This is a genomic window from Stenotrophomonas sp. NPDC077659, assembly GCF_050268705.1.
Lineage (GTDB): Bacteria > Pseudomonadota > Gammaproteobacteria > Xanthomonadales > Xanthomonadaceae > Stenotrophomonas.
In genome coordinates, this window is sequence record NZ_JBNNHG010000072.1 from 1 (window position 1) to 10,944 (window position 10,944).

A 10,944-nucleotide genomic window follows, 5' to 3' on the forward strand; every position below is an offset into this window, starting at 1 on the left:
TGGCGTGGATCTACTGTGGCCGGTGGGTGCGGACCGTTGGTCCGCACTGCGCAGGCGCTCATCCACGCATGGCGTGGATCTACCGTGGCCGGTGGGTGCGGAGCGTTGGTCCGCACTGCGCAGGTGCTCATCCACGCATGGCGTGGATCTACTGTGGCCGGTGGGTGCGGACCGTTGGTCCGCACTGCGCAGGTGCTCATCCACGCATGGCGTGGATCTACTGCTGGCGCGGAATCCACCGCGCCAGCGCCACGCCGCCGCCAAGGATCAGCAATGTCCCGACGGTATGCCACAGCAGCCCGGTCATCGGCGCATCCGGCAGAGGAATCGTGTCCGCCAGCCAATCAATGACCGGCCGCGCCAGCAGGTACACCACCACCACGCCCAGCACGCGCAGCACCCGTTGCACGATGTTCTGCGGATCGGCCGGCCAGCCGCGCCACTGCAGCCATGCCACCAGCAGGGCGAGCGCCAACAGGCGCGCGGCTTCACCGAGGGGCACCAGGGGTGTCCATAGCGAGGCCCCTGCCAGCGTTACGCCCAAACCCATCAGAACCGGCAACTGCCAGCGTCGCGCAGCGTGCAGCCCCGGCATCATCTGCCAGGCCAGCCCGGCCACACCGATGCCGATCACCCAGCCGGCCAGCACATCGGCCAGGAAGTGCCGGCCCAGGTACATGCGCGAGATGGCCATCAGCAGCGGCCAGCCCAACGCCAGCGTCCATCGCAGCCAGCGGCGGCGGATGCCAAAGGCCAGCAGCAGACCCACGCACGCGGCCGTCGTGATGCCTACATGGCCACTGTTGAAGCCGTAGTCGGCGTGCGTCTGCGCTCTCAGCATCGCCGTGGCCTGCGCGTCGGGCAGTGCCCAGAACGTGCGGCCGCCGCCATCCACCACGAATGGATGGGATGGCTCGCCCTTGTCCAGCACCGCCGCATCCACGTCGGAAGGGCGGGGCAGGGCGGCGCTCTGTTTGATCGCATGCGTGGCACAGGCCATCAGCAGCACTGCCAGCATCACGCAGAGACCGGCGCGCAGTCGTGCCCCGAAGGCGCACACCAGGATCAGCGCGGTATAGGCCATCTCGTAGCCGAGCAGGCTGATGAACTGCATCAGCGACAGAACCCAGCCGCTGTCGAGAGTGTGCTGCAACCACAGGTGCCAATGTGTCTGGAACATCCGTTGTCCTCAATGCGCCGTCGCGACGCGGGCAGGCGCCGACGATAGCGGATCGGCACGCAGGCCGAACAGGGGGCGCAGCCAGCGCACGCGGCGGATGAGCAGTTCGTGGATGAGCAGGCAGCCGCCAAAGGTGCCGGCCACAAGCAGCGCAGGCTCAAGCCAGGGACCCAGCTGCAACGGACGCAACGCATACAGGAGCACGATCAGCACGGTCTGGTGCAGGATGTACCAGCTGAAAACGGCCTCCCGGCAATAAGCCAGGCCCGGCCACGGCCGCGACAGCAGTACCCGCGCCCAACCAAACAAGGCCAGCAGCATGCACCACGTGTAGAGCGCGCGGCCGATGCGTTCGGTCTGGCCCCACGGCAGCGCCAACACCCAGGCATCCAGGTCGCCCACGTCCGGCAACCGCGCCAGCGCACGGATGCCCAGCTCCACGCACAGCCCGATCAGGGCCAGGGCCAGGGTCAGGCGACGTCCGCGCACCAGCAGGTCCCACCCGCGCTGCCAGCGGGCCGCAAGAAATCCGCCGAGGAACAGGGGCAGCGATTCAGCGTGCACGTAGACGTCGTTCAACAGGGCGTGGGTGGGCGGCCAGCGTGGCATCAACACCAGCAGCGCCCAGGCCAGCCACGCGACCGGCAGCACCAGCAGCAGGCCGCCCAGCACGCGGTCACCCGGCTGCCAGCGAGGCAGCGCTCCGCGCAGTGGCCGCAGCAGGCTGGCCAGCGCCACGGCCAGCGCGGTGTAGGGCAGCAGGTAAGCCAAGTACCAGAGGTGGTTCCAGGTGAAGCCGTACTCGGCACCCGTGAAGTGTGCGCCGGGCCAGGGCCGGAACTGCCAGTAGCGCCACAGGAAGCGGGCCAGCCCCGGCGCCGCGTCGCCCTTGTCCAGCGCCTCGCAGTAGGCCTGCAGGGACACGACCGCGACGATGCCGAACATCAGGGGCAGCTGCAGGCGCCAGCAACGACGCAGGGTATGCCGCAGCCGGCCATGGTCGGGCAGTGACAGCCCCAGGGCGATGCCGCTGATGGCGAACAGCAGCGGCATCCGCCAACGGTTCATCGCGATCATCGGCCATTGCAGCCACTCGGCGGTGTAGGCGCTCTTGAGATGGAAATCCCAGCCGGCCACATAGGCCATGGCGGCGTGGTAGGGAATCAACAGCGCAAAGGCGGCGATGCGCAGTGTGTCCAGGTCGTGGCGACGGTGCATGGTTGGCGGTTGTCAGGAGGACGCTGCAGCCTCCGCCTGCCAAGGTCCGGGCGCCAGCGGACGGGGCGCAATGGGCGCAGCGCAGGGGCCAACGGCGGGGGGGCTGGGACCAATGGCGGATGCGTTCCGGTGTGGATGGGCAACAATGGGCGGATGGAAAAGGGATATCCGGCGGTCATCGCCGCTTCTGTCACTGTTGCGCGGCCCCGCGCGATGAATGCCGCCGCGTTCTGGTCTCTGCTGTTCCTGTCCACGGCGGCAGGCAATGTACTGGCGCATGGGATGCGGGCCTGGCGGGACGGGCAGCGGTTCGCCGCGCTGGGCACCTCGATCGAAGAGTTCAGCAGCGCGCTGGCGACCTTGGGCCTGCTGGTCGTGCTGCATGCCGCCACGCGGCGCTGGCCGCTGCATGCCGATACCTGGCGGCGCCGGATCGGCTTCTATGTACTTGGAGGCATTGCCTGGTGGCTGCTGCACGTCAGCGTGATGGTGGTGCTGCGCAAGCTGGCCTTCGCCCTGGTCGGCCAGCACTACACCTATGGTGACTGGCCGGCGCAGTGGTTCTACGAATTCTTCAAGGACGTGCAGACGTACAGCCTGCTGGTGATCGCCGTGCACGCGGTGGCCTGGTTCGGCCGCCAGCGGCAGGGCGAGGCGCACCTGCTGGCCGAGCCCGACGACGGCCCGCCGGTCGAGCCGGTCGAGCGCCCGCAGCACTTCCTGGTGCGCAAGCTGGGCAAGGAGTTCCTGGTGGCGACCGCCGATGTGGAGTACGCGCAGGCCGCCGGCAACTACGTGAACCTGCGGGTGCGTGGCCACGACTATCCGCTGCGGATCACCATGGCGGCGCTGGAACAGCGCTTGGACCCGGCGGTCTTCCTGCGCCCGCACCGCAGCTGGCTGATCCACCGCGACCAGCTGCGCTCGATTGAGCCGCTCGATGGCGGCGAAGCTCTGCTGCACATGGCCGACGGGGCCAGGGTGCCCTGCAGCCGGCGGCAGCTGCCTGCGTTGCGGCAGGCCCTGGCGGGGGTCTGAACGGGCGGGCCCTGGAGCCCGCCCGCGCGGGTTTACTTGGCGTCTTTCTTGATCATGCTGTCGATGCGCGCGGCGCGGGCTTCCGAGCCCGGGTGAGAGGACATCAGGCCGCCCTTGCTGGACAGCTTGCGGAACATGCTGGCCAGCGCGGCAGGATCATGCTTGTGGCGCTTCATGAACTGGTAGCCGTACTCGTCGGCCGCGCTCTCTTCCTTCTGCGAGAACTGCGCGTTGATGAAGCTCTCACCGAGTTCGCCGAGCTGGCCCTGGCTGAGCTGGGTCAGGTTGCCGTTGCCGGACGCCGCCAGGCCATCGCGGCCGGCCGAGGTCAGCAGCGCGGTACGCATCCTGGACTTGCTGTGGCCCAGCTTCACGTGACCGATTTCGTGGCCGATGACACCGCGGATCTCGTCGTCGCTGGCCATGTCCATCAGGCCGGTGTAGACGCGCACGCAGCCATTGGCCATGGCCCAGGCATTGACGTCGGCAGTGCGGTAGACCTTGAAGTTCAGGTTCAGGCCGTCCTCATTGGCCAGGCCCTGGGTGATCTTCGCCAGGCGCTGGGCATAGGGATCGTTGCCGGTCACCACCTGGTTTTCCTGGTCCATGTACGCGCAGGCCTGGTCGGCGGCCTGCGAAACGTCGGCGTCGGACAGGGTCAGCGCCTTGCCGGCCTTCAGGCCGGTGCTGGACAGGCCCTTCAGGTCGATGGCCGAGGCATTGGCGGCCAGCAGGCAGGCGGCCAGGCACAGGGTGGAACGGATGATCGTCATTGAAATGGTGCTCCTTGGGTTGGAATGGTCCGCGTGGCCCCTGTTCCCGCGGCGGTCGGGAAGTCTACCGGGATCGTGTGGCCGGATGTGCAGTAGGCCGGCCAGCCCCCCGGCCTGCCTCGCCGGCGCCCCCCAGGCTGCGGTATCATGCGCAGTCATCTATTTAGTGCATAACCGCCGACATGATCGAACTGAATCCTGTCCGCCAGCGCATCACCGATCTGACTGATCGCGTGGTGTCGCTCAGGGGGTATCTTTGACTACGACGCCAAGAAAGAGCGTCTTGAAGAAGTAACGCGGGAGCTGGAAAGCCCCGACGTCTGGAACAATGCCGAGTACGCGCAGAACCTGGGCCGTGAACGCTCCAGCCTGGAAAAGACCGTGGGCGGCATCGCCTCGGTGCTGGACGGCCTGACCGACGCGACCGAACTGCTGGAACTGGCCGAATCCGAACAGGACGAAGATACCGCTTTGGCCGTGGTCGCCGATCTGGACAAGCACCAGGCGCACGTGGAAAAGCTGGAGTTCCAGCGCATGTTCTCCGGCGAGATGGACAATGCCGCCGCCTTCGTCGACATCCAGGCCGGTGCCGGTGGTACCGAAGCCCAGGACTGGGCGGAAATCCTGCTGCGCATGTACCTGCGCTGGTGCGAATCGCGCGGCTGGAAGACCGAGCTGATGGAAGTCTCCGGTGGCGATGTCGCCGGCATCAAGTCGGCCACGCTGCGCGTGGAAGGCGATTACGCCTATGGCTGGCTGAAGACCGAAACCGGCGTGCACCGCCTGGTGCGCAAGTCGCCGTTCGATTCGGACAATCGCCGCCACACCAGCTTCACCTCGGTATTCGTGTCGCCGGAAATCGATGACAACATCGACATCACCATCAACCCGGCCGACCTGCGGACCGACGTGTACCGTTCGTCCGGTGCCGGTGGCCAGCACGTGAACAAGACCGAGTCGGCGGTGCGTATCACCCACATCCCGACCAACATCGTCGTGGCCTGCCAGACCGGCCGCAGCCAGCACCAGAACCGCGACAACGCGATGAAGATGCTGGCCGCCAAGCTGTATGAGCTGGAGATCCAGAAGCGCAACGCCGAGAAGGACGCCGTGGAAGCCACCAAGTCCGATATCGGCTGGGGCAGCCAGATCCGCAACTACGTGCTCGACCAGAGCCGCATCAAGGATCTGCGCACCGGCATCGAGCGCTCGGACACGCAGAAGGTGCTCGACGGCGACCTGGACGAGTTCGTCGAGGCCAGCCTGAAGGCGGGCCTGGCGGTGGGTTCCAAGCGCAGCGATGCCTGATTCCCGCGCCTGCGCGGATATCATCGCCCTTGTGCGCAACGCCGGGGGCGGCTGAACCGGCTTTCTGTAGAGCCAAGCCATGCTTGGCTGCTTTTCGCGGACTGGCAGAACAACGGGTGCGGCGGTAGCGATGATGCGCAGCGAGAGTGAACGAAAGGAACTCGGCGGCTTCCTGAAAGCCTGCCGCGCCCGTGTCGACCCCGCCACGCTCGGCCTGCCGGCCGGGCGCAGGCGCACCGCGGGGCTGAAGCGCGAGGAAGTGGCGCTGGCCATCGGCGTCAGTGTCAGCTGGTACACCTGGATCGAACAGGGCCGCGAAGTGCGTGCCTCGCCGGAAGTGCTGGAGCGCCTGGCCAAGGTGCTGCGCCTGAGCGGTGACGAGCGCGCCTACGCCTTTGCGCTGTCCGGATATGGCGTGCCGCTGGAATCGCCGGACGAGAGCGTCACCGACGGCCTGCGCCAGCTGGTGCAGGCGATGCAGCCGATCCCGGCCTATGTGCGCAACACCCGGTTCGACATCCTGGCGTGGAACGCGGCCATTGCCGACCTCTTCGTGGATTACAGCCAGTTTCCACCGCATGAGCGCAACACGTTGCGGCTGATGTTCCTGTATCCGCCGTACCGCACGCTCATTCTCAACTGGGAAGAGATGACCCGCGGCCTGCTGGCCGGGTTCCGTGCGGCGATGGCGCAGGCCCCGGACAAGGCGCCGTTCCTGGCGCTGGTCGAGGACCTTGCTGCACATAGTGATGAGTTCCGGCTGTGGTGGCCGGAGCATGACGTGCGTCGTTTCGATGAGGGAGCGAAGAAGCTGGACCATCCGACGCGGGGTCTGCTGGACCTGCAGTACGTGGCGCTGGTGCCGGAGAGCCGGCATGACCTCTCGCTGGTGACTTACCTCCCGCGGAAGTAGGGGGTTGTTAGGCAGGGCTTGCAGCCCTGCACCTGCTGACGGCAACGGCAACGGCAACGGCAACGGCAAAAGCCTGCATTCCGTGGGATGGCGGGGCACTGTGGCTTTGCGGGGACGGCGCAAGTACGTCCATGTAGCCTTGGTCGCCGCATCCATGCGGCTCACACCCCGCAAACCCACAGTGCCCCGCCTTCGACAGTTGGCTGGCGCCTGTTGGTGGGTGCCGACCGTTGGTCGGCACATTTGTCGGATATCGAATGAATTCATCCACGCATGGCGTGGCTCTACTGTGTCGGCTTCGAGAGGCTGTTGGTAGGTGTCGACCTTGGTCGACACGATTTTTCTGTCAGATATCGAATGAATTCATCCGTGTCGACCAAGGTCGACACCTACCAGAGCAGAATGCCGTCCCCACAGCCGCGGGAAACTGTCGAAGGCGGGGTGGGTCCGGTGGCAGGGGCGTGAGCCGCATGGATGCGGCGACCGAGCTTACAGGGACGTACTTGCAGCGTCCCCTGCCACCGGACCCACCCCGCCAACCCTCGGATCGCAAGCTTTTGACGTTGACGTTGACGTCAAGCAGGTGCAGGGCTGCAAGCCCTGCCACACCAACCCCACCTACCACCATTGGCCTACACATCCCAGGCCCATTCCACTGCAATAATGTCCGCCAGGGGCGACGCGCAACGGGCGCGGGCGTGAGCAGGAACAGGATCCAGCGTGGTCGTCAGGCAGTGGCGTTACGGAACGGGGGCGGTGCTGATCGCGCTTTTGATGGTGCTGGCTACGCCGTGGCTGGGCCATGCGCGCACGGTCGAGAACGGCCGCGATTACCTGATGGTCGGCGCCGCCACCGACGAACCCACGCCCCATCGCGCCTGTACCTCGCAGATGCTGTCCGGCGACCGCCAGCAGATCACCGTCGAAGCCCCGCCAGAGGGGTGGTCCGGTGAGCCACAGGCGCTGGATGTGTTCAACGTGTTCGCTGGCGAAGTGCAGCTCAAGCACGGCGACCGCGAGATCTGCGGCAACATGCACGACGCGCGTACCCGCGACTCGCGCTTCCGTGCCGGCATCGGCATTGTTGCTGTCCCGCCTGCCGGCAGCCACGAACCCTTCGTGGTGTCCTGGCAGACCCCGCTGAAGGCGCGCTGGGTGCCGACGCTGCTGCTCGGTGCACCCAGTCCCGTGCAGCAGAACGACACCGCGCGCCTGCTGGTGCGCGCGGCGTGCATCGCCGTCGCCATCGCCTTGGCGCTGTCGGCGCTGATGGCTTTCCTGACCACACGTGACCGCATATTCCTGTTCTACATCGCCGCCACCGTGGTGCTGGTGCTGTGGCAGTCCATCCTCGGCGGCCTCAGCGGCTACCCCGAACCGTGGCTGCCGATCGGCGAACGCGGTCCCTGGTGGCTGCTGGCGCTGACCGCAGCCACTCTGGCTCTGGTGCTGCCTGCGCTGTGGCGGCTCAACGGCGGGGACCGCGTGCTTCCGCGTTCCCGTCTGGCCCAGCTGATGATGCTGTGGGGCCTGATGGGCGTGGCCGTGCTGGTGCCGTGGCTGCAGCGGGAAAGCCTGGCGGTGGTGGCGCGGGTGCTGCAGGCCTGCTTCATCGGCGGTTGCCTGCTGTCGCTGGCCATGGGCGTGTGGGCGCGCGTGCGCGGGGATGCCTGGGCCGTGGCCGGGCTGGCCTCGCTGTCGCCGATGCTGGTGCTGGTGGTGGCCGATGCGACCCGCGCGCAGTGGCTGTTCGAATACCGGGTGGAGGCGCTGCAGCTGGCCGTCACCTGGCTGCTGATGATGGCCGCTTACGCGCTCAACCAGCGCCTGGGGCGGCTGCGCCAGCAGCGCGACGAGATGCGCCAGCTGGCCGAGACCGACATGCTGACCGGCCTGCCCAACCGCCGCGCCGGCCTGCAGCAGCTGGACCAGCAGCTGCGGCGGATGCAGCGGGAAGGCGGCACCCTGGTGATCGGCTTCCTCGACATCGACCTGTTCAAGGACATCAACGACCGCCACGGCCACGCGGTCGGGGACCAGGTGCTGGTGGCCGTGGCCCAGGCCCTGCGTGCGGCCGTGCGGCACCAGGACGAGGTGGTACGCATGGGCGGGGAGGAGTTCCTGCTGCTGCTGCCGGGTATGCCGCGAGACCTCGCCGCCAGCCGCCTGGAGCAGCTCCGCCAGCGCATCACCGACGTCTGCCGGGACCTGCAGGTGCCAGGCCTGGAGGTGACGGCCAGCATCGGCCTGGCGCAGTGGCGGCCGGGCGAGGATGACCTGGCCGCGCTGCTGCGGCGGGCCGACCATGCCATGTACGTGGCCAAGCGCAGCGGTCGCAACCGGGTATTTGACGGCGAGACCGTCGATCCGTTGCTGCCGGCGTGACCCGGTCGGGGCGGGATGGCCGATAATAGGGCGATGACCACCCGACTCAACAAATACATCGCCGAAACCGGCTTCTGCTCCCGCCGCGAGGCCGATCGCCTGATCGCCGCCCGCCGGGTCACCGTCAACGGCCACCCGGGCGGTACCGGCGCGGTGGTCGGCGAGGGCGATACCGTCCTGGTCGACGGCCAGCCGTTGCAGGTGCGCGTGGCCCGCAAGCCCGGCGCCCGCCGCCACGTCTACATCGTGCTGAACAAGCCGGTGGGCGTGACCTGCACCACCGAAAGCTCGGTCAAGGGCAACATCGTCGACTTCGTCGGCCACGAACAGCGCATCTTCCCGATCGGTCGCCTGGACAAGGATTCCGAGGGCCTGATCCTGATGACCAGCAACGGCGACATCGTCAACCAGATCCTGCGGGCTGAGAACGGCCATCAGAAGGAGTACCTGGTGGCGGTCAACAAGCCGGTCACCGACGAGTTCCTGCGTGGCATGGCCCGCGGCGTGCGCATCCACGACCAGATGACCCTGCCGTGCCGCACCTCGCGCATCGCCAAGTTTGGTTTCCGCATCACCCTCGAGCAGGGCCTGAACCGGCAGATCCGCCTGATGGCGGCGGCCTTCGGCTACCGCGTCACCCAGCTGCGCCGCGTGCGCATCGACAACATCAAGATCGGGGCGCTGAAGCCGGGCCAGTGGCGCAACCTGACCGAGCAGGAACTGCACGGGCTGCTGCCGAAGCAGCAGGACTGGTAACGCGCATCTGTAGAGCCGAGCCCACGCTCGGCTGGTGGACTTCCGCTAGACTCGACAGTGACCTGCCGGAACGTGACGCTGCATGATCAAGCCCGACAAGCCTGCAGACGAAGCCCTCCGCCTGCAGGCGCTGTACCGCTACCGCATCCTCGACTCGGAGCGCGAGAAATCCTTCGATGACCTGGTCGTCATCGCCAAGGCGGTGTGCGGCACGACGATGGCCGCCGTTACTCTGATCGACGTTGAACGGCAGTGGTTCAAGTCGGTCCAGGGCATCGATGCCGCTGAGAACCTGCGCAGCGAATCGATGTGCGGCCACGCCATCCTGCAGCCGCGCGAGATCATGGTGGTCGAGGATGCGCAGCAGGATGTCCGCTTCCACGACAACCCGGTGGTGACCGGCGACCCGCACGTGCGCTTCTACGCCGGTGCGCCGCTGTTGAGCAGCGACGGCCTGCCGCTGGGCACCTTGTGCGTGTTCGACCCGAATCCGCAGCACCTCGCGCCGGACAAGGCCGAGGCGCTGGCCGCTCTCTCGCGCCAGGTCATGCTGGTGATGGAGCTGCGCCGCTTCGCGCTGGATATCCAGAACCACATGGTGCAGCGTGATGACTACGAGCGCCTGCTGTCGGAGTACCACGACGTGCTGCTGGCGCAGAACGCCGACCTGACCGAGCAGAGCCGCACCGATGCGCTGACCGGCCTGCCGAACCGGCGTGCGATGGCCGCCGCGCTGCAGGATGCGGTGGTCAGTGCCGATGGGCAGCCACGACAGACCTGCGTGGCCCTTATCGATATCGACCATTTCAAGCACATCAACGACTTCCAGGGCCATGCCACTGGCGACCGCGTGCTGGCCGAACTGGGCGCGCTGCTGCGTTCACACTTTGCCGGCCGCGGTCTGGCCGCGCGCTATGGCGGCGAGGAATTCGTGGCGTTGATGCCGGATGTGGACCTGCGCACGGCCGAGCTGCAATGCGAGTCCCTGCGCATGGCCGTGGCCGACCTTCCGCTGGGCTTCCCGGTAGCGGTCAGCATCGGCGTGGCCCAGCACCGGGCAGACGAGAGCACCGACCAGGCCTTGGCTCGCGCCGATGCCGCGTTGTATCGCGCCAAGGGAAACGGCCGCAACCGGGTGGAACTGGCGCCGTAGAGTCGATCTTGCTCGACTGCTTCTGCTTTTCTGTAGAGCCGAGCCATGCTCGGCTGCGTCTGCTTCCCAGTAGAGCCGAGCCATGCTTGGCTGCGTCTGCTTCCCAGTAGAGCCGAGCCATGCTCGGCTGCGTCTGCTTCCCAGTAGAGCCAAGCCACGCTTGGCTGCGTCTGCTTCCCAGTAGAGCCAAGCCACGCTTGGCTGCGTCTGCTTCCCAGGT

The 10,944-nt window shown here is 67.1% G+C and carries 9 protein-coding genes; 6 read left to right on the forward strand and 3 right to left on the reverse strand.

Annotation, left to right across the window (positions count from 1 at the left end; genetic code table 11):
- Window positions 1-217: 217 nt before the first annotated feature.
- Both ACQKDV_RS11710 and ACQKDV_RS11715 read right to left on the reverse strand, forming a co-directional pair.
- The gene (locus ACQKDV_RS11710; RefSeq protein WP_427783910.1) at window positions 218-1,180 is read right to left on the reverse strand and encodes a phosphatase PAP2 family protein; all 963 of its coding nucleotides are present in this window, start codon (window positions 1,178-1,180) and stop codon (window positions 218-220) included.
- A gap of 9 nt (window positions 1,181-1,189) precedes the next feature.
- On the reverse strand, window positions 1,190-2,398 hold the full coding sequence (locus ACQKDV_RS11715) for an acyltransferase family protein (protein WP_427783911.1): 1,209 nt from the start codon (window positions 2,396-2,398) through the stop codon (window positions 1,190-1,192).
- Between the two features lie 153 nt (window positions 2,399-2,551).
- On the opposite strand from ACQKDV_RS11715, the gene ACQKDV_RS11720 reads away from it, so the two are divergent.
- Complete coding sequence (locus tag ACQKDV_RS11720) at window positions 2,552-3,436, forward strand: LytTR family DNA-binding domain-containing protein (RefSeq protein WP_427783912.1); 885 nt, start codon at window positions 2,552-2,554, stop codon at window positions 3,434-3,436.
- A gap of 32 nt (window positions 3,437-3,468) precedes the next feature.
- Here ACQKDV_RS11720 and ACQKDV_RS11725 read toward each other — a convergent pair whose 3' ends face one another.
- On the reverse strand, window positions 3,469-4,209 hold the full coding sequence (locus tag ACQKDV_RS11725; protein ID WP_427783913.1) for a M48 family metallopeptidase: 741 nt from the start codon (window positions 4,207-4,209) through the stop codon (window positions 3,469-3,471).
- 182 nt (window positions 4,210-4,391) lie between these two features.
- On the opposite strand from ACQKDV_RS11725, the gene prfB reads away from it, so the two are divergent.
- From prfB to ACQKDV_RS11750, 5 genes are all read left to right on the forward strand, one after another.
- A protein-coding gene (prfB, locus tag ACQKDV_RS11730; protein WP_108765046.1) for a peptide chain release factor 2 occupies window positions 4,392-5,517 on the forward strand; the annotation gives its coding sequence in 2 pieces (ribosomal slippage) (window positions 4,392-4,466 and window positions 4,468-5,517; 1,125 coding nt in all).
- Between the two features lie 130 nt (window positions 5,518-5,647).
- The gene (locus tag ACQKDV_RS11735; protein WP_427783914.1) at window positions 5,648-6,430 is read left to right on the forward strand and encodes a helix-turn-helix transcriptional regulator; all 783 of its coding nucleotides are present in this window, start codon (window positions 5,648-5,650) and stop codon (window positions 6,428-6,430) included.
- A gap of 774 nt (window positions 6,431-7,204) precedes the next feature.
- Window positions 7,205-8,815, forward strand: coding sequence for a sensor domain-containing diguanylate cyclase (locus ACQKDV_RS11740; RefSeq protein ID WP_427783922.1), 1,611 nt, complete (start codon window positions 7,205-7,207; stop codon window positions 8,813-8,815).
- 33 nt (window positions 8,816-8,848) lie between these two features.
- Window positions 8,849-9,571 carry a pseudouridine synthase gene (locus ACQKDV_RS11745; protein WP_427783915.1) on the forward strand — a complete coding sequence of 241 codons (723 nt, stop codon included), beginning with the start codon at window positions 8,849-8,851 and terminating at the stop codon, window positions 9,569-9,571.
- Between the two features lie 82 nt (window positions 9,572-9,653).
- Complete coding sequence (locus ACQKDV_RS11750) at window positions 9,654-10,724, forward strand: sensor domain-containing diguanylate cyclase (protein ID WP_427783916.1); 1,071 nt, start codon at window positions 9,654-9,656, stop codon at window positions 10,722-10,724.
- The last annotated feature ends 220 nt before the right edge of the window (window positions 10,725-10,944 follow it).